This window comes from Paenibacillus sp. N3/727 (assembly GCF_022637315.1).
GTDB lineage: Bacteria > Bacillota > Bacilli > Paenibacillales > Paenibacillaceae > Paenibacillus_AQ > Paenibacillus_AQ uliginis.
In genome coordinates, this window is sequence record NZ_CP093336.1 from 1,598,100 (window position 1) to 1,624,506 (window position 26,407).

23 protein-coding genes, 1 tRNA gene and 1 other annotated feature are annotated in these 26,407 nt (G+C 46.7%); of the genes, 15 read left to right on the top strand and 9 right to left on the bottom strand.

Annotated features, from left to right (window positions below; all coding sequences use genetic code 11):
• Positions 1–42: 42 nt before the first annotated feature.
• Complete coding sequence (locus MNQ98_RS07110; RefSeq protein ID WP_241932569.1) at positions 43–1,773, top strand: proline--tRNA ligase; 1,731 nt, start codon at positions 43–45, stop codon at positions 1,771–1,773.
• 156 nt (positions 1,774–1,929) lie between these two features.
• On the opposite strand, the gene MNQ98_RS07115 is transcribed toward MNQ98_RS07110, so the two are convergent.
• Both MNQ98_RS07115 and MNQ98_RS07120 read right to left on the bottom strand, forming a co-directional pair.
• A complete protein-coding gene (locus MNQ98_RS07115) occupies positions 1,930–2,940 on the bottom strand; it encodes a phosphotransferase (protein WP_241932570.1) in 1,011 nt (336 codons plus the stop codon).
• 288 nt (positions 2,941–3,228) lie between these two features.
• Complete coding sequence (locus MNQ98_RS07120) at positions 3,229–3,855, bottom strand: FMN-dependent NADH-azoreductase (RefSeq protein ID WP_241932571.1); 627 nt, start codon at positions 3,853–3,855, stop codon at positions 3,229–3,231.
• 222 nt (positions 3,856–4,077) lie between these two features.
• On the opposite strand from MNQ98_RS07120, the gene MNQ98_RS07125 reads away from it, so the two are divergent.
• From MNQ98_RS07125 to MNQ98_RS07155, 7 genes are all read left to right on the top strand, one after another.
• Positions 4,078–4,827, top strand: a complete 750-nt coding sequence (locus tag MNQ98_RS07125; RefSeq protein WP_241932572.1) for a class I SAM-dependent methyltransferase — start codon at positions 4,078–4,080, stop codon at positions 4,825–4,827.
• A gap of 11 nt (positions 4,828–4,838) precedes the next feature.
• A complete protein-coding gene (locus MNQ98_RS07130) occupies positions 4,839–5,849 on the top strand; it encodes an MBL fold metallo-hydrolase (protein ID WP_241932573.1) in 1,011 nt (336 codons plus the stop codon).
• 365 nt (positions 5,850–6,214) lie between these two features.
• On the top strand, positions 6,215–7,390 hold the full coding sequence (locus MNQ98_RS07135; RefSeq protein WP_241932574.1) for a glucose-1-phosphate adenylyltransferase: 1,176 nt from the start codon (positions 6,215–6,217) through the stop codon (positions 7,388–7,390).
• A gap of 21 nt (positions 7,391–7,411) precedes the next feature.
• On the top strand, positions 7,412–8,515 hold the full coding sequence (gene glgD / locus MNQ98_RS07140) for a glucose-1-phosphate adenylyltransferase subunit GlgD (protein ID WP_241932575.1): 1,104 nt from the start codon (positions 7,412–7,414) through the stop codon (positions 8,513–8,515).
• 26 nt (positions 8,516–8,541) lie between these two features.
• Positions 8,542–10,983, top strand: a complete 2,442-nt coding sequence (locus MNQ98_RS07145) for a glycogen/starch/alpha-glucan phosphorylase (RefSeq protein WP_241932576.1) — start codon at positions 8,542–8,544, stop codon at positions 10,981–10,983.
• A 689-nt stretch (positions 10,984–11,672) separates the two neighbouring features.
• A complete protein-coding gene (locus MNQ98_RS07150; RefSeq protein ID WP_208915342.1) occupies positions 11,673–12,701 on the top strand; it encodes a Gfo/Idh/MocA family protein in 1,029 nt (342 codons plus the stop codon).
• A 177-nt stretch (positions 12,702–12,878) separates the two neighbouring features.
• Positions 12,879–13,937, top strand: coding sequence for a LacI family DNA-binding transcriptional regulator (locus MNQ98_RS07155; protein WP_241932577.1), 1,059 nt, complete (start codon positions 12,879–12,881; stop codon positions 13,935–13,937).
• A gap of 151 nt (positions 13,938–14,088) precedes the next feature.
• Here MNQ98_RS07155 and MNQ98_RS07160 read toward each other — a convergent pair whose 3' ends face one another.
• Positions 14,089–14,646 carry a phosphatidylglycerophosphatase A family protein gene (locus MNQ98_RS07160; protein ID WP_241932578.1) on the bottom strand — a complete coding sequence of 186 codons (558 nt, stop codon included), beginning with the start codon at positions 14,644–14,646 and terminating at the stop codon, positions 14,089–14,091.
• A gap of 161 nt (positions 14,647–14,807) precedes the next feature.
• Here MNQ98_RS07160 and MNQ98_RS07165 point away from each other — a divergent pair, with 161 nt between their 5' ends.
• From MNQ98_RS07165 to MNQ98_RS07175, 3 genes are all read left to right on the top strand, one after another.
• Complete coding sequence (locus MNQ98_RS07165) at positions 14,808–15,863, top strand: GerMN domain-containing protein (RefSeq protein WP_241932579.1); 1,056 nt, start codon at positions 14,808–14,810, stop codon at positions 15,861–15,863.
• A gap of 95 nt (positions 15,864–15,958) precedes the next feature.
• Positions 15,959–16,717 carry a ribonuclease PH gene (gene rph / locus MNQ98_RS07170; protein ID WP_241932580.1) on the top strand — a complete coding sequence of 253 codons (759 nt, stop codon included), beginning with the start codon at positions 15,959–15,961 and terminating at the stop codon, positions 16,715–16,717.
• Between the two features lie 3 nt (positions 16,718–16,720).
• Positions 16,721–17,341, top strand: coding sequence for an XTP/dITP diphosphatase (locus MNQ98_RS07175; protein WP_241932581.1), 621 nt, complete (start codon positions 16,721–16,723; stop codon positions 17,339–17,341).
• A gap of 318 nt (positions 17,342–17,659) precedes the next feature.
• On the opposite strand, the gene asnB is transcribed toward MNQ98_RS07175, so the two are convergent.
• Positions 17,660–19,504 carry an asparagine synthase (glutamine-hydrolyzing) gene (gene asnB / locus MNQ98_RS07180; protein ID WP_241932582.1) on the bottom strand — a complete coding sequence of 615 codons (1,845 nt, stop codon included), beginning with the start codon at positions 19,502–19,504 and terminating at the stop codon, positions 17,660–17,662.
• A 161-nt stretch (positions 19,505–19,665) separates the two neighbouring features.
• Between asnB and MNQ98_RS07185 the strand changes: the two genes are divergently transcribed.
• Both MNQ98_RS07185 and MNQ98_RS07190 read left to right on the top strand, forming a co-directional pair.
• The gene (locus MNQ98_RS07185) at positions 19,666–19,989 is read left to right on the top strand and encodes a hypothetical protein (RefSeq protein ID WP_208915335.1); all 324 of its coding nucleotides are present in this window, start codon (positions 19,666–19,668) and stop codon (positions 19,987–19,989) included.
• Between the two features lie 14 nt (positions 19,990–20,003).
• On the top strand, positions 20,004–20,381 hold the full coding sequence (locus MNQ98_RS07190) for a hypothetical protein (RefSeq protein WP_241932583.1): 378 nt from the start codon (positions 20,004–20,006) through the stop codon (positions 20,379–20,381).
• A gap of 202 nt (positions 20,382–20,583) precedes the next feature.
• Here the strand turns inward: MNQ98_RS07190 and MNQ98_RS07195 are convergent, their stop codons facing one another.
• A complete protein-coding gene (locus tag MNQ98_RS07195; RefSeq protein ID WP_208915333.1) occupies positions 20,584–20,877 on the bottom strand; it encodes a magnetosome magnetite crystal formation protein family in 294 nt (97 codons plus the stop codon).
• Between the two features lie 162 nt (positions 20,878–21,039).
• Here MNQ98_RS07195 and MNQ98_RS07200 point away from each other — a divergent pair.
• Positions 21,040–21,113 (top strand) — tRNA-Arg (locus MNQ98_RS07200).
• A 329-nt stretch (positions 21,114–21,442) separates the two neighbouring features.
• Positions 21,443–21,886, top strand: coding sequence for a hypothetical protein (locus tag MNQ98_RS07205; protein WP_241932584.1), 444 nt, complete (start codon positions 21,443–21,445; stop codon positions 21,884–21,886).
• A gap of 60 nt (positions 21,887–21,946) precedes the next feature.
• On the opposite strand, the gene MNQ98_RS07210 is transcribed toward MNQ98_RS07205, so the two are convergent.
• The 4 genes from MNQ98_RS07210 to MNQ98_RS07225 form a co-directional block, all read right to left on the bottom strand.
• Complete coding sequence (locus MNQ98_RS07210) at positions 21,947–23,812, bottom strand: arginine--tRNA ligase (RefSeq protein ID WP_241932585.1); 1,866 nt, start codon at positions 23,810–23,812, stop codon at positions 21,947–21,949.
• A 40-nt stretch (positions 23,813–23,852) separates the two neighbouring features.
• Positions 23,853–24,072: a binding site (T-box leader), on the bottom strand.
• Between the two features lie 48 nt (positions 24,073–24,120).
• A complete protein-coding gene (locus MNQ98_RS07215) occupies positions 24,121–24,885 on the bottom strand; it encodes a class I SAM-dependent methyltransferase (RefSeq protein WP_241932586.1) in 765 nt (254 codons plus the stop codon).
• A gap of 155 nt (positions 24,886–25,040) precedes the next feature.
• Positions 25,041–25,469, bottom strand: coding sequence for an EamA family transporter (locus MNQ98_RS07220; RefSeq protein WP_208915329.1), 429 nt, complete (start codon positions 25,467–25,469; stop codon positions 25,041–25,043).
• Positions 25,470–25,638: 169 nt separating this feature from the next.
• Entirely contained in the window at positions 25,639–26,394 is a 756-nt protein-coding gene (locus MNQ98_RS07225; protein WP_241932587.1) for a MerR family transcriptional regulator, read from the bottom strand.
• Between the last annotated feature and the right edge of the window lie 13 nt (positions 26,395–26,407).

A 26,407-nucleotide genomic window follows, 5' to 3' on the forward strand; every position in this document is an offset into this window, starting at 1 on the left:
TGCTTTTTTGTGTTTTCACGAAAGAAGAGGAGGATGAAAGCCATGCGGCAAAGTCAATTATTTATGTCTACCTTACGCGAAGTGCCGGCTGAAGCAGAGGCGCTCAGTCATCAGCAGCTGCTCCGGGGAGGATATATCCGCCAGACGGCTTCCGGGATCTATACCTATCTGCCACTCGGTTGGCGTGTTCTTCGTAAAATCGAAGGCATTATCCGTCAGGAGATGGATGCATCCGGTGCCCAGGAGCTCCACATGCCAGCAGTTCAACCTGCTGAGCTGTGGAAGGAGTCCGGCAGATATGAAGTTTACGGGCCTGAACTTATCCGGCTTCATGACCGTCATGAAAGGGAATTTGTGCTTGGGCCTACACATGAAGAGGTTATTACATCACTGGTACGCCAAGAGATCTCCTCGTACCGCAGACTGCCGGTCAATCTGTATCAGATTCAGACGAAGTTCCGAGATGAAAGACGTCCCCGTTTCGGACTGTTGCGTGGTCGGGAGTTCTTGATGAAGGATGCTTATTCCTTTGACCGTGACTGGGAGGGGCTGGATGTTTCTTACCGGAATATGTACAACGCATATGAGCGGATCTTTAGGCGGTTCGGTCTGAACTTCCGGGCAGTAGAAGCTGACGCGGGGGCAATTGGCGGACAAGGCGAGACACATGAATTTATGGCCTTGGCTGAAATCGGGGAAGACACCATCGTATCTTGCAGCTCGTGTCAGTATGCGGCCAACCTGGAGCAGGCGCAGATGGCAACCGTTATGCAGGGAAAGAGCACACAAGCAGGCGAAGGTACTACTGAGCTACCAGCGAAGGAAACTGTACGAACTCCCAATGTGAAGAGTATTCAAGATTTGGTACAGTTTTTGCAAGTGAGCCCTGATCAGCTGATTAAAACGCTGCTGTACAAGACCGATGGTACGCTGGTTGCAGTTCTGGTACGCGGAGACCGTGAAGTAAACGAGGTCAAAGTGAAGTCTTATACCTATTCAGAGACAATTGAACTGGCGGAGGCTGAGGAGGTACGGCTCGCAACCGGCGCTCCGGTCGGTTTTGCCGGACCTGTAGGACTACCGCAGCAGCTGCAACTGCTGGTGGATCACGAGGTTGCATCCATGCTGGAAGGGATCACCGGAGCGAACGAGGCTGATATGCATCTGTTACACGTCCGCCCCGGAGTCGACTTTTCGCTGGAGTTTACCGGAGATTTTCGGAATGCTGCCGAAGGTGACAGCTGTCCCCGCTGTGGTGAGCCGTTGTTGTTCCACCGGGGAATTGAGCTCGGACATGTATTCAAGCTAGGAACCAAATACAGCGACTCCTTGGGCGCATCATATGTTGATGCCGATGGTCGGGAGAAGCCGGTCATTATGGGTTGTTACGGCATTGGCGTATCTCGTGTCATGGCTGCCATCGCTGAGCAGAGCATTACAGACGAACGGCTGGTATGGCCGATGTCCGTGGCTCCCTTCCAGGCTCATGTTATTCCGGTAGCTGTAAAGGATGAAGTTCAGATGGCATTGGCGGAAGAAATTTACCGTGAGCTGACAAGCGCAGGCATTGAGACGCTGCTGGATGACCGAGACGATCGGGCCGGGGTGAAATTTAAGGACGCTGATCTGGTCGGGGCTCCATTCCGCATTATTGTTGGCCGTGGAGCTGCATCGGGTGAGGTGGAATTTATCGGTTCGGACGGCGAGAAAGTGAATCTGACTTCAGCGGAAGCTGTTCTGCGTATCCGTGAGGCTGCGCTTCAATGGATGTAAGTAAATTCTAAAACCACCGGTTGCAGGCAGCAACTTATCAATACGTTATGAGGTCAGTCAATTATAGTTGATTGACAAAACCGGCTTCCGTGACAACGGTAGCCGGTTTGATTTTGAACAATCGTTTCCGATATTTGAGCGGGGAACGATAAGATATTATCTTGCATACAGCCTGAGATATTCGGGATAAGCACGAAGATGTATTTCTTTTGCGCGTTTCTGTGTCATTTCTTTCACGTCTGGTATATTCTCTGCCTCAACATAATCTGCAAGCACATCAATCACGTCATCAAGTAGTTTGGCTCTGAAATAAAACTCAATCCGTTCTAATATTTCATTGCCAGCTAAACCAATAACTTGATCTTTCCAAAATGGCCAATCTTTTGAGTTATACAGCGGCCAAAGCAGCACGGAGTAATCCATTGCAGCATCTCCACTTACAGCTAAGTCATCCCAGTCGATAATCCAAAAATCCTGGTTTTCATTTACTAAGAGATTTTGCCAGTTCAAATCATTATGTACTACGTCAGTCGCTTTTTTCTGAAAAGAAGGGTTCTTACTTGCAATCTGTCTTAATGTCTCAACTTCAGAATCGAACCAATCCAATGAATCTTCTGACACGAAGTTAAGCAAATGTTTTTCAGATCTAATGACTTGCAAGTCTTCTTCGAATCGAGTGATGTACTCCTCAATAAATGCCTCGGAATAAGAATGGTCTTCACCTTTACCTTTAGTTTCACTTGCGATCACCGTTTTGATCTCATTATCCGTATGTAATTGGTTTAGTGCTTTCAGGACCTTTTCAATCACTGGTATTGGATTGGAGATGGAACTTAGCGGGTTTCCCTCGATAAAATCAAACACCAAACCGTAAGAAAACCCGGGTATAATCTCTTCTGTTACTTCTTCAATCAGCCGTGGGGCTTTATAATTGTTTGTCAGATGTTCACTTATGACGGCCCATTGTTTAAGATGAGGGGCTCTTTGTTCTGGGGCGATTTTTACATGTCGAATCGTTTCTCCATCAGATATGCGATAGGACTGATTGACAAATCCCCCCGGATTCCAGATATACTTGGCTTCGATCTTCGAGCCATTTAACCCTAATGAATATGAGTTTGCTTCGGCCCACTTCTTCACCTGTTGTTCAGCGAGTTGTAGATCCATTCTCTATCACCTTCCCTTGTTTAATGAATTTCTATACTTAAACTTACATTCCTTTTCTTAAAACAATTGATCTTATTAAATTTTACTGTCCGTTAGCGGAGCGAATGACAGCCTTGTGAAAACTCTGAAACATCGTCTTGTGCTAAAAGAAAAGGAGTAGGTAATAACGTTGGGATACGTTATTACCTACTCCTAATTATAGTACACTTATCATAAGTCGATCTGGTTTTTTTACAATGGATGGAATGATAATCATAGCTCTACATGGTTTAAAATGCTTCGCTTTGGTTAAAACCGTTGAGCGAGGCTTTTTGCTTTCTCCGCCCCATTGAGGTAAATATCTTCCGCTTTATTTGGATCAACGGAAAGCTCCTCGATAAGCAAGTGCTGGAAGTTCTGGACGCCCATGAAGTTCATGATGGTCTTCAGATATTTTTGCGAGAATTCCATTTCAGCCCCCGGTCCATCGGAATAATGTCCGCCGCGTGCTTCCACAAGCAAAACCGGTTTATCCGGAACGAGTCCGATTGGACCTGTCTCGGTATACTTGAATGTTTTTCCTGCGACACAAATCGTATCAATATAAGCCTTCATCATAGGCGGGAAGCTGAGATTCCAGAATGGAGCTGAGAAGACGACCTTATCTGCTGCGAGAAATTGATCGGTCAGTTCGTTCATGCGTTTAACTTTATCCTGCTCCTGTGGAGTCAATTCGCTTTGGACTTCGAATTTACCCCAGGCGCTGAATACGTCCACATCAAGGAACGGGATGTCTGAACGGTAAAGATCAAGCGTTATGATCTCATCCTCAGGATGATTACTTTGATATGCATTCAAGAAGGTTTGGGCAAGACGGGTGGAGTAAGAGGCCTCGTCTACTTTTGGATTAACTTTAACGTACAATAATTGTGCCATGATTAGGCATCTCCTTTCCGTACCAAATACTTAAAATTTGTAGAATGTGATCGTAGTATAGCAAATCTTGGAGAGCATACCTGTGATTAACCTCATAAGGTGTAGAATGAACGCCGTAGCCTTGCGAAATACCGTAAAGACGGTACAATGATCTGTAATAAACAATCTCAAATGTATACATATATTAGGAGAATATAGAGATAAACAGGGGGGACGGAACCGATGACGGAGTGGTATGAAGAAAGTTTTGGAGAAGACTACCTGTTGGTATATAAGCACCGGGACGCTCAAGGAGCTGCTCATGAGGTGCAGAAAATGGCCTCGTGGCTGCGCCTGTGGGCAGGAGCGAAAGTACTGGATTTATGCTGCGGAATGGGTCGCCATTCCCTTGCCTTATCGGAAGCGGGCTATCACGTGACGGGCATAGATCTTTCTGATGTGCTGCTTCGGGAAGCCAGGCAGCTGGATCAGGACAAAGCGGTTACCTGGATTGCTTCCGATATGCGTCACCTGCCGGTGGAAGATCATGAGTTCGACGCTGTACTCAACCTGTTCACCTCGTTTGGTTATTTTACTAGGGATGAGGAACATATCAAGGTGCTGCAGCAAATTTGTCGTGTCCTAAAGCCGGACGGACAATTTATTATCGATTTTCTGAATCCTGCCTATGTGGAGCAGAACCTTGTACCGGAGTCTTCTCGGGAATCCAAGGGTCAGCGGATTGATGAGAGACGAAAGATAGAGAACGGCTACGTCAAAAAGGAGATTATAATCACGGATCTAAATGGCGGAGAACCGCGTCACTATAACGAACGTGTAAAGCTTTATACCTATGATGCATTCAAGTCGATGGTAGAAGAGGTAGGCTTGTGCATCGAACAGGTTCATGGAAGCTATGATGATGAAGAATATGATCCCGAAACGTCTCCACGGATGATATTTTTCGGCCGGCGTCCTGTGGAGCAGCGCTGATGGGGCATGAAATGAGCGAGCGAAGACTGGCAATTTCACATTTCGATGATGATGGGCTTGTACAAGTCAAGATCACATTGGCGTCACCGCTGCGCTGGGTTAACAGTTATCTATTGGGGGGGGAGGAGGGGATTACGCTAATCGATCCTGGTCCCCGAACGAAAATCTCTGAGCAGGAATGGAATGATGCTTTGACATCGCTCGGAATCAGACTTGAGGATATTACATCCATCGTACTCACCCACCATCATCCAGATCATTATGGGCTCGCAGGCTGGTTTCAGGAGCGCACCGGAGCTAAGGTATGGATGTCGGAGCGTGCCCACCAAGAGGCTGGACTGATGTGGGGAGGAGGCTCCCGTGCATCCAGCATGAATGAAAAGATGCCTGCGTTCTTTGCTCTTCATGGTATGCCGGAAACATGGCTCAGGCAAATGCCTGAGCACCTAAACAGCTTTATCGCACAAGTATCTCCACAACCTCAAGTATCTTATATAAGCGAAGATATGCCGATGCGCATGGGGAACCGTGCATGGCTTCCGTTTCAGACCGCTGGCCATGCACCAGGGCATCTGTCCTTCTATCACCCGGACAGCGGCGTCATGATCTGCGGTGATGCCGTATTGCCGCAGATCTCTCCTAACGTCAGCCTCGTACCCGGCAGCGACGCCGAGCCGCTGCGGCTGTTCCTGGAGGGGCTACGCCGCCTCCGGGACCTACATGTCCGGGCTGCGTATCCCGGACACCGCCACCCGTTCACGCATTACCGTGAACGGATTGACGCGCTCCTCCTCCATCACGAGGAGCGCCTAACGGCCATCGCCGGCATGCTGTCCGCTGCCGACAGCCTTACCGCCTTCGAGGTCTGCATAGCCCTCTTCGGCGATAAGCTCGGCATTCACCAGATGCGCTTCGCTATGTGCGAAGCGCTGGCTCATCTCGCCGAGCTTGCCCGCCAGGGCCGGGCGGAGCAAAGGACGACGGAAGCTGGAGTTTACCGGTTTGCAGCAGCAGACAGATAACTTCCGGAGCCTTTCCCGCCTTACCATTCACAAAACCTTCTTTTCATCTATGAATGAAAACACTTCTTCTCTCATATTCCTGTTTAAACACAGGCTCATCCGCGAAGCGGCCGGGCCTGCTGAACAGGCGCACCCACCTATACATCGTACGAACTATTATTTTCATAATGATGCAACTTACCCACTCTCTTCCTTTTCGGATTCCTAAGCAAGTTCCCGTTTAATTATGAGTAGGGGGACTGTCCGTATGGTCCGGGGCTGTATAGCACATGCAACCTGAACTGGCTGAAGCCCACCACTCATGCTGCGTATTCGTGTCTTCAGGACTTAACTAGATCCTTAATATGAATAAAGGAGAATCAGCCATGAAGAGAAAAGAAGTAGTGGCCATGCTGCTTGCGGGCGGACAGGGTAAACGTCTAAAAGGGTTGACGAAGACGCTGGCGAAGCCTGCAGTTTATTTTGGAGGTACATACCGGATCATTGATTTTCCGCTGAGCAACTGTTCTAATTCAGGCATCGATACGGTAGGTGTGCTGACACAGTATGAACCGCTCGTGCTGCATTCGTATATAGGTGTCGGGAGTGACTGGGACATGGATCGGCGTAGCGGAGGTGTGTACGTGCTGCCTCCTTACGAGAGAGAAGATGGAACCAGCTGGTACCGGGGAACGGCTGATGCGATTTACCGTAACCTGAAGTTTATTGAACAATATGATCCGGAGCACGTGCTGATCCTGTCTGGCGACCATATTTACAAGATGGATTATGAGCGTATGCTGAACTACCACAAGGAGAAAAATGCAGACTGTACCATTTCGGTCATCGACGTGACCTTGGAGGAAGCTACACGTTTCGGGATTCTGAATACAGATGATGATCTACGTATCTATGAGTTTGAGGAAAAACCTGCTAAACCTAGGAGCACCTTGGCGTCCATGGGAGTATACCTGTTTAAATGGGATATGCTGAAAAAATATTTATTGCAAAATGTCGACAACCCGGATACAAGCCACGACTTTGGCAAAGATATCATTCCGCTTATGCTGGCTGAGGGTAAGACGCTTTATGCTTATCCATTTCAGGGTTATTGGAAAGACGTAGGTACCTTAGCCAGTCTGTGGGAGGCCAATATGGATCTGCTGTCGGAGCATTCGGAGCTGAATCTGAATGATCCTGCTTGGCGGATTTATACACGTAACCCCAATCAGCCTGCCGAGTACATCGCTCCTGGGGCGAAAGTGCGGAACTGTATGATCAATGAGGGGTGTTCCGTATACGGAGAAGTGAATCATTCAGTTCTTTTTTATGGTGTTGAAGTAGGGGAGGGCAGTGTGGTGACGGATTCCGTGATCATGCCGCAGGTAAGAATCGGCCGCAATGTACGTATCCACCGCGCGATTATTACCGAGAATATGGTGATTGAAGACGGTACAGTGATTGGCGAAGACCGAGAAGATGACAGCGAAATATTATTGATCACGAATGACAATGAAACTGCACCGAAGATTAAAGTAGCAACTCCAACCCCTACTATTTAATAAAAAAGGACGGTGTGTTTCATGAAGCAACTCATGGGAGTCATTAATTTGGATCATGAACTTGATCAATTAAATGAGCTGACGTATTTTCGGTGCGGCGCAGCTGTACCTTTTGCCGGACGGTACCGGTTGATCGACTTTGTCATGTCCAATATGATGCATGCCGGTGTGTTGGATATCGCGCTGTTTGTCCGGCGCAAATACCGGTCGTTAATGGACCATCTTGGCGAGGGGCGTCCGTGGGATCTAGACCGTAAGAGGGGCGGACTGTTCATCCTACCTCCCGATTGGAATGATCCGTCGGATGTGTCCACAGGTGAACTTCAGCATATTCATAACAATCAGGACTTTTTCGAGCGCGGCTCGGCCAAATATGTGGTGTATTCCGGAAGCCAGCATTTAAGCAATGTTGATTTCTGTAATGCCCATGAATATCATCTAGGGCAGGGGGCGGACGTCACTCTTATTTACACTAAGGTTGATCAGCTTCTGCCGGAGCACCAGTCCTGTACCCGTGTAGATGTGGATGAAAGCGGACGGGTGACTGACATCCATCGTGAAGGAGATCACTCCAACGTCTATATGGAAATGTTCATTATGGAGAAGGAACTGTTTCTAAAACTCGTCAAACAGTGCATCGCCCATGGGGAAAGCCATTTTTTCAGAGATGCCATTCAGAAAAACCGGAATAAACTAAAAATTGCCGGATACGAGTACAAAGGATATCATGCGGTCATTAACTCGCTCGAGAGCTATTACCGCAATAGCTTGGATCTGCTTAAGCCAGAGAAATACAATTCATTGTTCCGTGAGCAGGCGGTTCACACGAAGATCAAATATGAGGTACCAGCCAAATATCTCAAGACAGCGGATGTTAGCAATTCACTGGTGGCGAACGGCTGTCAGATCGGTGGAGCTGTCGAGAACAGTATATTGTTCCGCGGTGTACAGGTGAAAGAAGGGGCCCGGATTCATAACTCCATCATTATGCAAAAATGTATCATTGAAGAGAATGTGGTGCTTGAAAACGTAATTCTGGACAAAGACGTGATCATTTCTAGGGGGCGCAAGCTTCAAGGCGATGTGAGAAAACCTTTTGTTGTTGCTAAAGACACTGCGATCTAAACTTAAGCGTCAGGAGGAAGCTTCTTTTGTTTAACAACAAGGAATTATTCAAAACTGCGTTCAAAGAACAGCTGGTTAGTCGTTTGGGAAAAAATATTGAAGAAGCTTCGGCAGGCGATATATACAAAATTCTCGGTGCGCTCATACGTGAATCTATCGGCCGTGAGTGGGCAGAGACCAATCAGGCTTATAAAGTACAGGAGGAGAAGCAGGTATATTACTTCTCGATGGAGTTTCTGATCGGTCGGCTTCTGGGCAACAATCTGCTAAACCTCGGATTGCTTGAGACGGCCCGGGACGGACTACTCGATCTGGGCTGGAGTCTGGAGGAAATTGAGGAACAGGAGCCGGATGCTGGTCTTGGGAACGGAGGATTAGGGCGCCTGGCAGCATGTTTCCTCGATTCTCTTGCTTCCTTGCAGTACGCAGGTCACGGCTGTGGAATCCGGTATAAGTACGGCCTATTCGAGCAAAAAATTATCGACGGTCATCAGGTTGAGCTTCCGGATAATTGGCTGCAGAAGAGTAATGTTTGGGAAGAGCGCCGTGCGGATAAAAGAGTCGAGGTTCGTTTTTGGGGCCAGGTTGAGGTACGGGAAGACAACGGCCGGACCGTGTTTGATACGGTCAACTATGAGAAGGTTTGGGCTGTTCCGCATGATGTGCCAGTCATCGGCTACGGAGACCCTCATGTGAACACCCTTCGGCTGTGGAGTGCAGAATCGTCAATGGACCCTTCTAAAATGCAGATCGAGGGCCATAATAGCTATTATAGGTTTTTGGACTATTATCGTTCGGTGGAATCGATCTCCGAATTTTTGTACCCGGATGACTCGGGCTACGAGGGCAAGTTGCTCCGCTTGAAACAGCAGTACTTTCTGTGCTCGGCTGGACTCCAAAGTGTACTTCGGACGTTCGATAAATTAGAACTTCCTTATAGTGAACTACCTGATAAGGTTGCTGTCCACATCAACGATACGCATCCTACACTGGTCATTCCGGAGCTGATGCGTATTCTGATTGATGAGAAAGAGTACGGATGGGATGATGCCTGGGATATCACAAACCGGACGGTTTCTTACACGAATCATACACTGCTTAGCGAAGCGCTGGAGAAGTGGCCTGCCAATATGGTGCGTGAACTTCTGCCGCGTGTGTATATGATCATCGAAGAGATTAACAAACGTTTCTGCGGCATGCTGCTTGAACGTTTTCCGGGCCGTCAGGATCTGGTATCCCAAGTTGCAATCATCGAGAGTGATCAAGTGAAGATGGCCCATCTGGCCATTGTTGGCAGCTACAGTGTAAACGGAGTGGCCGGACTGCATACGGAGCTGCTGAAGCGAAATGTTATGAAGCCGTTTTACGAACTGTTTCCAGAACGCTTTAACAACAAGACGAACGGAATTACTCATCGCCGCTGGCTGATGCATGCCAATTCGGAGCTCAGTCATTTGATTAGTGAAAGCATCGGCACAGGCTGGATCAAGCGCCCGCACCAGTTGCTTAAGTTGGAGACATTCAAAGACGATTCGGCATTCCAGGAACAAATCATGAGTATCAAGCGTAGCAACAAGCTGCGACTTGCTGCGTATATCGCTCAAAAGCAGGGGATAACGATTGATCCGGATTCTATTTTCGATGTTCAGGTGAAGCGGCTTCACGGATACAAAAGACAGTTGATGAACATTTTGCACGTCATGCACTTATACAATGAAATCAAGGATACTCCGTCAGCAGACCGTGTACCGAGGACTTTTATATTCGGTGCTAAGGCGGCACCAGGTTACTATCTGGCGAAGAGCATTATCAAGCTTATTAATGTGGTCGCAGATGTTGTGAACAAAGATCCGCAAGTAAACGGCAAGCTGAAGGTGTTGTTTTTGGAAAACTATTCGGTGTCGTTAGCAGAGAAGATCATCCCCGCCGCCAATCTGAGCGAGCAAATTTCCACGGCCGGTAAGGAGGCCTCAGGTACAGGTAACATGAAGTTCATGCTGAACGGTGCACTTACGATAGGAACATTGGACGGAGCGAACGTGGAAATGTACGAGATGCTCGGAGATGATAATATGTTCCTGTTCGGTTTACGGTCGGAAGAGGTGTTGGATTACTATAGATACGGTGGTTATCTGGCCAGAGATGTGTACGGGAAGGATCCTCGGATTAAACGTGTCATGGATCAATTGGTCTCTTCTGGTCCGTTCTGCTGTCACGAACGGGAGTTCGGGCTCATATATCAGTCCATTTTGGACCATAACGATGAATTTTTTGTACTTCGTGATTTTAACAGCTATGTCGAAACGCAGGCGGGAATTGATCAGGCCTATCTTGACCCGCAGGCTTGGGCAACCAAATCCATTGTGAACATCGCCCACGCAGGACATTTCTCCAGCGACTGCACCATCAATCGATACGCATCGGATATTTGGGATATCCGTCCGGTTCGACCGTCGATCAATGTGTAACGTTAAAAGGTCTATTGATATCGGAGGCCTTATGTCTGTTGTTAGACGCTACGAGTACGAATCGTTCCTCCAATCCCTCTTGTCCCCGAATTTCTTAAATTATTCCTTGGCGGAAGAAATTCGGGTAAAAGCTTTCCTTTGAAAAGCTTTTACCGCTGCAGCTTCTCCGGAATCGATTCGTCCTCTCCGCTACTTCGTTAATCACCAATCCATACGTGAATTCATCCCTTTCATGTAGCTAGCCAGACACCATCGTCCAGACTTTCTACATGAAGTCGATTCCGAAACCATCGGGTTGTGGAAATATACTTTTCATACTCTTGCTCGAAATGCTTACCGAAGATGGTCACCAATGCTTTGTCAGCGGCACCAAAATCTTAACAAATGTCAATCGCTACGCTTGAGGGATAGCTCGCCTTAATCAAAAAGATATGAAAATATAGAAATGACGGTGCAGGGTCATCCTGCGCCGTCATTTCTTTAAACACCGAATAGAGAGCGGATCGGGATAACGATCCCCTATTAAGTCTTGGAAATTGAAGGTAGAGACAGATATATGGAATGAAATTAAGATACGCTGCGGCTGTTACTTTCAAACCGACGAATGCCCTTTCTTTTTCGGGTTGAAGTTCATCTCCAACTCTTGTAAACTTTCAATTATTACGGGTAGGTGGGGGGACTGATTTAACATGAAGAAGAAAAGAGTCGGCATTATTGGATGCGGTAACATTTTTCCAATGCATGCGGTGTCTGTCCAGCTAAGTGGGCTGGCAGAAGTCGTTGCTGTTTCAGATGTGAAAGAGGACCGCGCTAAAAATGCTGCTAAGAAATATAACTGTGACTACTATTTGGATTACAATCAGATGATCAAGGAAGCGGATCTCGATGTTGTGCATGTGTGCACTCCGCACTATTTGCATGCTCCTATGGTTATTGCTGCAGCGGAAGCAGGCAAGCATGTGCTAACAGAGAAACCGATGAGTATTACCGTTGAGGAAGCCCAGCAGATGATAAAGGCTTGTGAAGATAACAATGTGACCTTCGGCGTAATTTTCCAAAATCGTTGGAACCCTGGTTCACAGCTTATTAAAACCGAGCTTGAATCCGGACGACTGGGACGTATTCTTGGTGCGAGATGTTCAGTAACATGGAAGCGCTCTGATGAATATTACAGCAAGAGTGACTGGAAAGGGACTTGGGACAAAGAAGGCGGCGGTGTCATTATCGATCAGGCCATTCATACGTTGGACCAGATGAGATGGTTCATCAATGATGAGATCAAGTATGTTAGCGCTAATATTGAGAACCGCACACATGAGCTGATCGATGTGGAAGACAGTGCTGAAGGTGTGATTGCTTTTAACAATGGTGTTCTGGCTTCTTTCTATGCGATCAACTACCATAGCTATGATGCACCTGTGGAAGTAGAACTTCACTGTGAAAACGGATTCGCCCGCGTATACAGCGACAAAGGAACGGTTCTTTACAACAATGGAACGACGCTGTCGGCTGATAAAGACGAAAGCTTATCGATCGACTACGGTGAAGGTGTTAAGAACTACTGGGGCGTGAGCCACAGTAAACAGATTAAAGATTTCTACGAAGAACTTGAAAATGGCGTGAAGGTAACCGTCGACGGGCACGAAGCTTTGAAAACACAAAAACTCGTGGCAGCCATTTATGAGTCAGGCAAGAGCAAGCAACGTGTATATTTCTAATAGAATCGTTTAGCAGAACGAAGGCAGGTCCTCCATCAGGGTCTGTCTTTTTTATACTTGACTTATATTTCTCGCGGAAACGGTCGCCGTCTGTAAAGGATGTAAAACCGTTTCTATTTGTATATGCTATAATAACTTTCTAATAACAAACTAGCTAATGAACGGGTGGGAAGAATCATGAGCAATAAAGTAACGATGCAGCATATTGCTGAGGCGGTCGGCGTTTCTAAATATGTCGTCTCCAAGTCTCTTTCCGGTAAAGAAGGAGTAAACGCGGCAACGCGGGAGAAGGTCCTGCAGGCAGCCGTTAAAATGGGATACCGCTTCAATCCCCGGATGGTAAGGGCTGGAGAGGAAGAAGACAGCCAGACAGCTAGCGCTGCTCAGACGATTGTTGTTTTGCTTCCCAATACCCGCTATCAATTTAAAGACTCGCTCTATTGGGGGCGAATTGTCGATGGAATTATGCAGGAGCTCGAGTCAGTAGACATTAAAGGGGTTGTCATTACGGATCAGACAGCGGAGAGCTTCTTGTCTATTGTGAATAAGAGCAATATTCAAGGGTTTATCGGGGTTGGTGAGGTAGAAAGCCAGGTACTCCAGGAAATCAGCAGACTGCAGGTTCCTATCGTGCTTGTCGACTCTGGAAATCCGCTGGTCGAAGCCATCCGCTTGTTCTCTAACAACAGGGAATGTATCTATCAGTTGAGTCATCACCTGCTATCTATGGATCATCGCAAGATCCGGTTTGTAGGCAACATGGATTATTCACAAAGTTTTCTAAGCAGATGGAACGGCTTTAAGGACGCGATGGAAGAGTATGGGTTGATTGTTGCCCGTCAGGATCCTTTGTGCCATTTAAATGGAGAGAACCGGGTAGAGCATACCGAAGAAATTAAATCCATTCTGCTAGAATCCCGGAAAAATGATGATCTGCCTACTGCACTCGTATGCGCCAATGATTCGCTGGCAATCAGTGCTATAAGAGCCTTGTCTGATCTGAAGCTTAAGGTTCCGAATGATATATCCATTACCGGTTTTGACAATATCGAGGACGCTTATCATACCAATCCGGGTCTAACTACGGTGAATGTGGAGAAAGAAATAATGGGCAGAAGAGCTGTACAACTTATGCTGCACAGTATAAAGTATCGCGATTTCCCGAAGGAAACAGTCTATATGACAGCTTCCATTATTCATCGTGAGTCAATCTCCTCCATGAAGGACAAAGAGTAAATGGGCTGATAGAGGTCAAAGACTATTAAATATAGAGATCGGCAGATGCACAATATTATAGTAGAAACATGAGAGCGCACTTTGGGTTTATTATCGTTATCAAGCGAAAAGAACCGGGTACCAATCCTAACGGACGGTACCCGGTTTTTCATTATAAATTATTGTCTTCTTCGGTTGTTCCGGTCGTTTCAAGCTCGCGTTCCTCTTGTTTACGGTGTGCGATTCGACTGCTGGCCGCAGCTGCGACAGCTCCAACAATATCGTCAAGGAAGGTGTGGATATTTCCGTCGGCTTTGTCATTCAACCGCTCCAATACTCCGGGCTTCAGCTTGTCAATATAACCGTAGTTTGTAAATCCGATGCTGCCATATACATTGACGATGGAAAAGGCCAAGATTTCATCTACACCATAAAGTCCTTCGTCATGGGCTAACATATCCTGAAGCGGAGAGAGGAGCTTTCCTTCTTCCGCCAACATATCTAACTGGATGCCTGTCAGAACGGCATTCTGTACCTCCCGTTTGCTGAGCACCGCTTCAACATTTTCAACACATTCTTCCATAGTCAGGTTCGGGTAGTATTTCTTTTGGAGGATCATTACCAGCTCGGCGATTTCCAGCATGGTAACTCCTCGTTCGTGGAGCAGATTGGTTGTTGCTTCTGCGACCTTCTTGCTGTTCAGGCTATAAGGTATTTTTGCGTCGGCCATGATCTCACCCCGTTATTGTAGTGGTTGTTATGGTTCTTATATCCGATTGTACTTTTTTCTTCACCACTTTGTCCAGAAACCGAAAACGGAGGGGCATGTTTTGAAAAAGGGCTCGTATACATAAGAGTACAACCTGTACAAAATGTAGGGAGGAACAATACATGACATGTAAACGTAATATTCGCGGGCTATCAGCCGCCGGACTTCTCGCTGTTCCGATTATTCTGTCCGGCTGCGGCTCATTCGGCGGGAAAGAATCGGAGGCTATTGATCCGCCGCCTGCGCAAGTAGAGTCCCAGATGTTGAACGCCGTTTCAGGCAAGTCGATGCAAGGCCAGATCGGATTGCAGACAACAGTGTACCTGTCTGATCAGAAAGGCATGCTGGCTCCGGTCACAATGGGTATTCCCAAAGAAGAAGGGAAAGACCCTATTGTTGGTGCATTGGAAGTAATGGTTGACGGTGGAGCCTATTCCGGTTATATTCCCGTGGGTTTCCGCGGTGTGCTTCCAGCGGGAACACAAGTCAAAAATGTGACGGTCGATAAGGAAAACAAAACGGCTGTCGTCGAATTTAATCAATCCTTTGGCGAGTATAAAGCTCAGGATGAACGAAAAATTTTGGAGGCTCTCACCTGGACTCTGACGGGTCATGAGGGAATTGATAAAGTGCAGTTATGGATGGAAGGCGCCAAACTGAACGAAATGCCTGTTAATCGTACCCCTCTGGATCGTCCGCTGGCGAGGACCATGGGAATCAATCTGCAAAAAGCAGATGATACGCAGTACTCTCAATCTTCACCGGTAACTGTTTATTTTTCAGGCTTATCGCCAGCAGGGATACAGTACTATGTTCCGGTAACCCGCCTGGTTGCATCCGGGCAGGATTCGGTAACAGCAGCACTGAATGAGCTGATCCGCGGTCCGCAGCATGGAGATGGTTTGGAGCAGGTGATGACCAGTGAGACGTCCGTCGCAGCGGTGGATAAAAACGAGGATGGTTCGCTTACTGTTTCCTTGAATGAAAGCATGTTTGAACAAGGGGACGAGATTCCGTCTGAAATGCTTCAGGCGGTCGTGTTGACGGTCGCAGAGAATTCGAATAACGTCAAGGTGAAGATCCAGATGAACGACCTGACGGAAGTAAAGGGTGATGATGGGCGTAATTATAATGAACCCGTCAGTCGGCCAGAGCATATTAATGAAATTCCTATATAAAGGATGGGCTTACCCAAAGGGTGCTTTTATGCCTGCACTTTGGTAGAATAGAGGATGCTAATCAGGATTGCGATAAGAAGTAGGAGGCAGAAAACATGAGATCTAACGGACGCAAGAGCGACGAGCTCAGACCGATGAATTTATCGACCCATGTGAATAAATATGCGGAAGGCTCCGTGTACATCGAAATGGGAGAGACCAAGGTGCTGATTACAGCTACCGTAGACGAGAAGGTTCCCCCATTTCTGAAAGGACAAGGAAAGGGCTGGGTGACAGCGGAATATTCCATGTTGCCGCGGGCAACGCAGTCCCGTAATCAGCGGGAAGCGAACCGTGGAAAACTCAGTGGCCGGACGATGGAAATTCAACGGCTGATCGGTAGAGCGCTCAGGTCCGTTGTGAATCTGCATGCGCTGGGTGAACGTACGATTACGCTGGATTGTGATGTTATTCAAGCGGACGGCGGTACCCGGACTACTTCCATTACCGGTGCATTCGTGGCAATGGCGATTGCGGTAAATAAAATAGCAGAGCAGCATAAGCTGGCTGTGTTCCCGATCACCGATTATTTGGCATCCGTCAGTGTCGGTGTAGCCGGGGGGCAGGCACTTCTTGACTTGAATTACGAAGAAGATTCGAAGGCTAAAGTGGATATGAATCTCGTGATGACCGGCAGCGGCAAATTTGTCGAGGTACAGGGAACCGGGGAGGATAGCCCGTTTTCACGTGAAGAACTGGATCAGATTCTGGAACTTGGTGAAAAAGGAATCCGTGAACTGATTACCCGCCAGCAGGAGGTTCTTGGACCTATAGCTGCTAAAATTGGCACAGTCAGCACCAGAAGCGGAGTGTAATATATGAAGCTTCAGGGAAATGTCATCATCGTTGCAACACGAAATAAAGGCAAGATTAAGGAATTCTCTCATGCATTCGCACCATTCGGTAAAGAAGTGGTCAGCATGTTTGATTATCCTGAACTTCCGGATGTGGTGGAAGACGGAAAGACTTTTGCCGAGAATGCGCTGAAAAAAGCCAAAGAAGTTGGAGACGTACTAGGCATGCCTGTCCTGGCAGATGATTCAGGCCTGTGCGTGGAGGCGCTAAATGGAGAACCCGGTGTATATTCTGCCCGGTATGCCGGTGAGCATGGAGCGGATGAAGATAACAACCGCAAGCTCCTGGCTGAGCTTGAGGGGATACGCCTCGGTGAAGATACGGAACAGCCGCTACTCAGTCCCGCGCAGTTTGTCTGCGTTCTGGTGTTGTATGATCCGGTGACGGGGCAGTTTGTTGAGACGAGAGGAACGGTTGACGGATGGATTACTTCAGAGCCATCAGGAAATAAAGGCTTCGGCTACGATCCGTTATTTTATGTTCCTCACTTCGAGAAAACTATGGCCGATTTAACTTTGGAAGAGAAACAGTCGATTAGCCATCGGGGTGATGCACTGCGTCAGCTAGTGGCAAAACTGCAGTAGAAGCGATATTGAATGTAAGCGGTGGTTCAGAATTACCGCTTGCTGTACATAGAGGATATTTCCCAACCATTCAGAAATGGTGGGGAATATCCTTTTTTGTTACAACCCGTATGGCCGAAAGGACGAAGGTGTACAACGTTTCTATTTGAATGATCCATTTAGTAATCGTCTCGAATTTCTTGAGTAGTAAAAAAGATATAGCTGATTCAGCTTACAATAACAGAAGAAAGACGTACAAATTGCTCACAATTTGTACGTCTTTTTCTTGTCACGTAGGAGTTATCCTTGCGATGATTCAACAGTATATGCCTATCAACCTTACCGGATGGCCACATTGTACTCTTTCAGCCAATAATTTACTTGGGCCAGATATGCAAATAACTGGGGTCCCGACATCAGCTGACCGAACCAAGGCAGGTTGGAGGATGCATCAGGAGAGGAAGCGAGCTCCCTGATTTTTGCAATGTCTACGAGCGGCAGGATTGGAGATGAAGGCTCATCCAAGATGGAAAGAACCTGTCGTTTGACAGCTGTCAGATAGTTGGGATTATGCGTTTTTGGATAGGGGCTTTTTTTACGGTATAGCACATCTTCAGGAAGTACGCCTTCGAGCGCTTTTCTAAGTATGCCTTTTTCACGGTTGCCTGTTGCTTTGATGCTCCAAGGGATATTCCATACATAGTCAATCAGACGGTGATCCGTGTAGGGTACGCGTACTTCCAATCCGACGCCCATGCTCATGCGGTCTTTCCGGTCAAGCAGCGTTGGCATGAAGCGGGTGATATTCAAGTAAGACATAATGCGCATTTTTGACTCCTGGCCGCTTTCTTCCGCCAGAGTCGGAACCTCTGCCACGGCATCGCTGTACCGGTCACTCAAGTACTCAAGGGGACGAATCCATTCCCGGATTTCAGGGGAGAGCAGCCCTGCACGCATATCCGGAGCGACAGACCAGGGGAATGTTCCGGCATTCAACATTTCTTCCCTGTGAAACCAAGGATATCCGCCGAATATTTCATCCGCGGCTTCGCCGGAGATAGCCACAGTTGCTCCTTTTTTAATCTCCCGGCAAAACAGGAGTAAGGAAGCGTCGACATCGGCCATACCCGGAAGATCTCTTTTTTGAGTGGACACATCAAGAGCTTCAACCAGCTCAGGGGTATCGAATTCAATCCAGTGATGCTTCGTTTCAAGCTCTTCATGCATCCGCTTGATCCAGGGAGCGTCAGCCCCTGGCTGAAACGAATGAGATTGAAAATGTCTGTCGTTATCTACATAGTCTACGGAATACGTATGAATTTGACCTTGGCCCGTCTTTTTATAGTATTCTACGGCGATGGCGGAAAGGGCGCTGGAATCAAGTCCCCCTGACAGAAGTGAGCAGACCGGAACATCGGATATCAGCTGTCTCTCTACGGTATCGTTGAGCAGATCACGGAGATGGGCTGCGGTTTGCTCCACATTATCCTCATGGGGCCTGCTTGTAAGCTTCCAATACGTATAGGTCCGTAGACCTCCCCGATTAAATACCATCGCCTGACCAGGCTTCAGTTCCGATACATTTCGGTAAACGCCATGTCCAGGTGTCCTTGCGGGACCGACAATAAACACTTCAGCTAAGCCATCAGGACCGACAACAGGCTCTACCTTTGGATGCTGCAGCAATGCCTTCGGCTCAGACCCAAATATGAGTGTCCCGTCAATATAGCTGTAAAACAGCGGCTTAACCCCGACCCGGTCCCTGGCTAAAAACACTTGCTCTCTAACACTATCCCAAATCGCAAACGCAAATATTCCGTTCAGCCTATCCAGGCAGTCCGGGCCCCATTCGATGTAGGAGACGAGCAGTACCTCCGTGTCACATTTCGTGTTGAACCGGTGTCCTCTTCGAATAAGTTCATCTTTCAATTCCGCCGCATTATATAACTCTCCATTATATACAATGGCGTATACTTCTTCCTCCTGGTGAATGATCATAGGTTGGGCACCATTCTCCGGATCGATAACACTGAGCCGTCGGTGACCGAATGCGCATGGGTTGGAAATCCAGGTGCCTGATCCGTCAGGTCCGCGGTGGGCAATGCTATCTGTCATTCTAACTAGCAGCTCCGAATCCTGCGTTAAGTCGCCACTCCATTGAATAAATCCGGTTATTCCGCACATGACGGTTCATCCTCTCTTTGTCTTTGTCATACGCTGTCCTTCTTTTTTTGATCTAAATCGTCAAAGTGATACAGATATATGCCGAAGCAGGGCATAAAATGTCTGTCCTTTAACGAAAACTATGAGGGAGGACGAATCCAAAGCGAAGGAGTGAGAGCGTCATGGACAAGTCGACGTATTATGTTTCCGTTCAGAGCCGCTCGGTTTTGACAGAACAGGGGCAGAGCTCTTACGAATGGGAGATTGAGGCCACACCGGAGGAAGCTGAGCAAGTGCGGATGGAGCTGGGTTTAATGCAGGAAAAGGAAGAGGAGGCCTTCCCGGGATATGTATTTCCGTGGCCGGATACACCTGAGCAGAGTACAAATGCGTTGTTCCAGAATTCGCTGGACCGTGTGTATATGTCTATCTACCGTCTGGGAACGCCTGATACCCGCAACCAGATGGAACAATTTCGGTTGCTTTCTCATCTTACTGACAACTAAAAGGAGGAATGAATATGTACTCTATTAAAGACGCAAAGATCCGGCGTATGACGGACGTAAACGGTACACCTTGTGCTGAAGTGGAAGTTCACCCCGCTTCAGGAGCGGATACTGTAGTTCTGGCTTACTTGGCCCCGACGGCACCGATGGGAGGCTACGAACTAATGAAAGTGGTTCGCAGTGACGCCTCTCTGGAGCATGACTGGTTTGACAACAGCATGCACACCGCTTATGAGGATGCAACGGACGCCGCGTTTGAGAACAACACAGTGGGTTCGGCCGAAGAGGAACGGGAAGAGTTCAAACAGCAACTTTTATCCTATGGCACATTGAATCAGCAGTTAAATGAACGATTTAATGGCGGGTTTACGCAGACGGGAGAGGAACCTTAAGTAGAATACCCCCCAAGAATATCAAGAGACCACGCCCAGAATAAACTGTACCCTATCGAGTAGACACTTTAAAAAAGTCTCTCGATAGGGTACTTTTGTTTATTGCAGAAAGATGGGAATCATAGAAAGGACCAGGCTTATGCCTGGTCCTTTCTATGATTTCAAATATTGAGCCTGAGCATAACAAAATGTTGGCTGCTATTTATGCGTATTCCCGCAGTACCTTTATTCCTTGGACCACATTGTATACAAAAGCACCGAAGTAGATAACCCCGAACAGAAACACATATCCAATTACCGCACCGTATGAACCTGCATTTATGGCCATAATCATTAGCACGATAGCTGCAATGACCGGAAAGAGGTGAGAGAGTAGGGCGCGTTTGGCATGTTTTTCTACATAGGCATCTTTAGCGACGATCCATACAATGATCGGCAATATAAATGGTGCGAAAAAGATGCTAAAGTACGATAATGATGAAAGTAATTGCCGCATAGAGAGTCCCCTTTCGATCTTGTCATTTGTTATTCATATTACCCTGCCAGCGGCGAGCTGATTCACAAGTCACATTGTTCTCACAAATAATTGTTTCAAAATTGGCGAAGATGCGATATAATAAATTTCGTTACTGTTTTAAGTCTCATCTTACATACATATGTCCCAGTAGCTCAGCTGGATAGAGCAACGGCCTTCTAAGCCGTCGGTCAGGGGTTCGAATCCCTTCTGGGACGTCCAAAGTAAAACCGCCATATGGCGGTTTTTTTACGTATTCCAGAAGGTGAGAACCCCAACTGGGGGTTCGTCGGAGCATAAACTTCGTTAGCATAAGCTTCGCAGTCGGCCTGAAAGGCCGTACCCCTTCTGGGACGTCCAAAGTAAAACCGCCATATGGCGGTTTTTTACGTATTCCAGAAGGTGAGAACCCCACTTACTGCAAATTTGAAGAAAAAGTCTTATACTGAAATAGTGTCCAGCAAGAAAGGATGGTGCGTAAGCTGACATCCTTTTGGTACCGTACTGGTGAATTCATAAATATCATACATAGAAGGAGAGAGCAAAGATGTCAGAGACGAAAATTTCGCAGCACACTGCTATTCTTTTGGAGCATGCGAGAAAATGCGGACTGCAAGCAGAAGAACTCTTGCAGGCTATCCGTTCAGGTCAGGTCGAAGCATTCCATGTCGCACAAAACGGCCATTTCGATTATACGGAGCTGTTTAGCTATGCCGAGCAGCATGGGGAAGATTTGGAGAAGGCCGCGACAGAAGGATACCGGATTACGTTTAACACGAGAAACGGATTGAAAATATGGCTTGAAGAAGCTTTCCATTTAAGTTCGGAATCCGATTTCTCAGTTGGTGAAGGAATTATTGAAGGTCTTCCTCTTCAGGAAGCACAGCTGGAGCGATTGAAACAGACTATGGCTGTTAACTGGACGATTGCGGAAGTCGGCAAAAACGAGCAAGGCTACAACGTTAAACTGACAGTTCGAGGTTTGCAATAATCAGAATAGTAGAAGCCCCCATCTCTTGTGTAGACAAGGAATGGGGGCTTTTAAATGATGTTACATCCGGCTCGGCGTGGGCAGTCCAAGAACCTCTAATGCTTCACCAAGCGTTTCTTTGAAAATAGAGGTTAGCCATACGCGGAACTTCAGCACGTCACCATCCGTCTTGAGGATCGGGCATGCCCCGTAGAAGTTGTTGAATAGCGAGGCCAGCTCATATGCGTAATTACAAAGAGAACTTGGCGTGAGTTCTTTACCCGCCGCATAGAGTGAATCATGCCATGTGCTGATATGTCTGAGCAGAGCATGTTCTGCTTTTTCAAGAACAGGGAACTGCTCCGGTACGAATGGCATCACACCTTTGTCATGGGCCTTGTTCAGTACACTTAGGGCGCGCGCATAGGAATAGAGCAGATAAACGCCAGTATTTCCGGAAATTTCGGTAGCTTGTTTCAGATCAAATACGACCTCGGTTTGCAGAGCAAAACGCAGCAGGTAGTAGCGGATGGAAGCCGTGGCGATATCCCGACTGGACAAGCCGTTCTTGTCCGAACGAGATTCTTCGATGACGTTTTCCATCAGGTCGATCAGCTCTGTTATTTTGATGCCGATGCCTTGACGGCCGGACATAGCGTAAGAGGCTTTACCGTCAGAGGTGTCGATGCCAAGATCTGCTGCAGCGGACGGGCTTAAGGATACAACACCATAGCTAACATGACGCAGCTTCTCTGCTTCCGTGGTGAATCCGAGTCCTTCAAGCGCCTGCTTGACCATCGCCTGTGGATATTGCTGTCTGTAATCAATGACGTTGATAACCATATCGGCTTTACCGAACTGTTGATGCTCACCGTGAGAGCTGGTCGTCCATACTTCGCCTGTAAACTTTTTGTACATAAAGTCATTTTGGAGCAAGCCGTATTTCCATAAATGATATGCTATATCTTTTGCCGTATAGGTTAATATGCCATTAGAACGAACCAGTACCTTATCTATACTGTGCTCCGTATCACTGTCATCCCCGGACTCCTGCGTTGATTGCTTTAATACCCAGCAGCCGGCGAGTTTACCTTCTGTCTCCTGATGGAACAAGGAGGTCTGCTTCAGCAGCTCAAATGCAGATGTCCAAAATCCCTCTCTGACGATATTGCTTTCCCAGACAAGTAGGTCGTATTCAATACCGAACTGCTTCATTTCTTCGATGTGCTCACGTACAATCCTCTCAGCTACAAGCAACCCGACCCAGGACAGGTTTTGGTTACCTTCCTCAAGTGCATGAAGAACATCGGTTCTTTGGTGAACCAGTTCCGGGTCATTTTGATAAGCCTTGTTGATCGCGGAGTATATATCCCAGCAATAATCTCCGAAACGGCGATGCTCTTTGGATAAGGAAATGTTCTGAATGCCGACGACCGTATCTGCCAACTGATTGCCGAGATCATCAATGTAGTTATGAACTTCCACTTCGTATCCGATTTTTCTCATCAACCGAACGAGTGTGTCTCCGATACAAGAATTTCTCAGGTGACCAATATGTGCTGATTTGTTCGGGTTGATGGATGTATGCTCGATTACAACCTTTTCCGCTGGTAATTGAGGAAGCTCAAAAGTCGTTTGAGCCCATGTGGACCAATCCATATAAAAATTTATGAACCCCGGCGGCACAACTTGGATATGGTGGATCAGTTTTGCAAAAGACTTGTCTTGTTCAAGCTGAACTTTAATTTGCTCAGCGATGTTCAGCGGTGCCTTGCGAAGGGTTTTGGCTAACTGCATGGCAATATTCGTGGAATAGTCGCCATGGTCCATATTTGCAGGCTGCTCGACTTGTACCTGTAAAACATCTGGCAGAACCGCTCCTGGAGTTGATGACACAACATGCTGCACCGCTTGTTCGATGCCTGTAGTGATGAATTGACTTAACATTTTTAGTTCCTCCTTAGAAAATAAAAAAAGCCCTCATCTCATAAGAGACGAGGACTATAGCGCTCGCGGTACCACTCTCGTTGCTAAACCATAGGTTTAACCACTTCAATACAATAACGGTGTAAGCCGGGGCTTCCTACTAGTTGTTTCAGAAGACCATCTCATGGGTCCGCTTCGTGACCGAGCCCGTACCGGTTCCCACTCTCCCGGCTCACTTGGACATAGACGTCGATCAGTACTCTCCCAATCATTGAACTGCGTTTTTCGAGTTTTTCATATTATAACCAATCTACCGTGAAAATCAAATATCATTTGAATGCAACGATTCGAAGTCGTTTATAGTCCGCATAAAATGCATCGTCTTTCCACAGGGAATGTTTCGTAAGCTGACTTATATGCTCGATAGCATTCTTCTTGTCGTCCGGCGTAAATCCAATGAAAAAGTTGTCGCCAAAATGAGTAAGCCAATCCTTAATGCCATTTTCACCGCTGAGAAGCCGGGTTGGACGGTCGAAATGGTGAGCCAGTGCGACCCTGAACCCTATTTTCTCTAATAATGAAGCGTATTCGCCAATACTAGGGTAGTACCATGGATTACGGCTGTTCGTATCGATTCCGTATTGGGATGATAACACCTCTTGTATAGCCTTTGCAATCATTCCGATATTGCCGGCTCCACCGAATTCAGCGACAAAGCGGCCGGCCGGGGTTAGTGCCCGGTATACAGAAGAGGCAGCATCTGCTGCCTTGGTCATCCAGTGCAGCGCTGCATTGGAGAATACGGCATCATAGAGTACATCTGTGTTAAAATCTTCACCATTCCCAACAACGAATGTCAGATGCGGATACTTGACCTTGGCTCTTCTGATCATCTCTTCAGAGAAATCCATTCCAACAACAGAGGACCCGGACGCGGCGATTTCGTTTGCCAAATCCCCGGTACCGCAGCCAAGATCCAGAATTCGTTCTCCTTGCTGAGGGGCCAAAAGCTCAATTAATCCTTTTCCGTACGTTGTTACAAAAGACAGCTGGCGGTCATAGTCTTCAGGCTTCCACACTTGATCTGAGCTCATAACACCACTCCTTGACTATTGGTGCTCTAATTGTGACATATACGAGGTTATAAATAGAAATATATAGTTATTATGGAACTTATAGTTTTTACCTATTAATAGGAGTGAGATGAACAGAAAAGACCGCTCTTTGGCGGCCTTTCGCTAAGGAGATTTTATTTTACGGCTACCAAAAGAGCTCCAATAGCGATCATAGCTACACCAGCGGCGTTGATCCACGATATTTTCTCGCCGAGGAATACAAATGCTAGGATGACCGCAATGACGACACTTAGTTTATCAATAGGACCAACTTGCGATACTTTGCCGTATTTTAATGCTAAAAAATAAAATAGCCACGACAACGCACCTGCTACGCCGCTTAATACGATAAAACTGAGAGCTTTTTTCTGGACTAAAATTTCGCCCAGTTGAGCGAACTTGCCTTGAACCGCTACGACACCGAGTAAAAATAAGGCCATGATAACCGAGCGGATCGCAGTTGCGGAGTTCGCGTCAATGTTTTGGAGCCCGATTTTTCCGAAAATGGCCACGAGTGAAGCCATTACTGCTGAGAGCAGGGCATATGTAAGCCATAAAGGCATGACCGTACCTCCTTTAGAATAGATATGTTGGTTTAATACATAATGATGGCGGTATATGTATTAATATTAGCTCTTAGTAGTATAGAGCATTCTTGGAATTTCTTAAATAACGAATTGTAGGCACAAAAAAACGCCAAAAGGCGCTATATGCTGGATTTTACACTTCAACCTAAGATGATGAATTATTATTTGTATAAATCTCCATTGCTTCTTTAATAAATTGTAGATCCTTTTCTGTAAACGGGTTGGGGAATGGAAATGGTCTTGTGTGCGGCAGTGTTTCTTTAAACAAATCAATATTCCCTTTCATGGTTTCATTCACAAGCAGCATCAGATTTTCTATAGTTTTTTGCGATTTCATAGAAGACGGCGGGGTTTCAGTAGATATTAATTGTTTGATTTGAGTTAAAATCTTAGTCCATTTTTTATCTAGATCGATTTTTTCGGATTTATTTATATCCAATAATTCATTCACTACATCTTTAGAATAATGCTCTTTAAACCATCGTTCTGTTTCCTCTTCAAACATTAATTTTTGAACCATAGCACAAAATATATCGATATTGATCGTTTCCTCTTCCTCAATTGTTTCAATCATGTGATCTATATCGGTTAAAATATTCATAATCTCAAGCTTTTTGGCTTCAAATAACTGTTTTTGGTCATTTAGAGATTGTAATATCGCAGTGCCTTTAACAGTATGGTTTTTAAGCATGTTTTTAATATCTTTTAGGGATAGACCGAGAAACTGTAGGCATTTAATTTTTTGCAGAGTTATTATATCCTCTTTTGTATATAGTCTGTGTCCACCCTCTGTATAATCACTTGGTTTAAGCAAGTCTATACTGTCATAATATCGAAGTGTTCGAATGCCCGTACCAGACTTTTGCACAAATTCTCCAATGGTAAAAATGTCTTTTCCCATAATTTCACCTCCT